At 38.0% G+C, this 308-nt stretch carries 1 protein-coding gene; it reads left to right on the top strand.

Going from position 1 to position 308, the window contains the following annotated elements; translation table 11 throughout:
* The coding region (locus tag TR08_RS26025) for a transposase (protein ID WP_152597529.1) at positions 1-308 on the top strand (308 nt) is incomplete at both ends.

Raw genomic sequence — 308 nt, forward strand, 5'->3', positions numbered from 1 at the left:
GCAATGAATGATGAACGAATTATTACAGCGGCAGTGGTAACAACTGGGGAGAAAAGTGACGGAAAGTACCTTAAAGAATTGGTCGAAAAAAGTAAAGCAACAGGCGTCGAAATTAAATCGGTGATTGGCGATACAGCGTATTCAGAAAAAGAAAATATTCAATATGCTAGAAAGGAAGAATTTCAGCTTGTTTCAAAATTAAATCCCCAAATCACACAAGGGGGACGTACTAAAGAAGATGAGTTTGAATTTAATAAAGATGCAGGCATGTACGTATGTAAAGCTGGGCAGATGGCAATTCGAAAAGC

The organism is Neobacillus niacini (assembly GCF_000759675.1).
GTDB classification, from domain to species: Bacteria; Bacillota; Bacilli; order Bacillales; family Cytobacillaceae; genus Neobacillus; species Neobacillus niacini_A.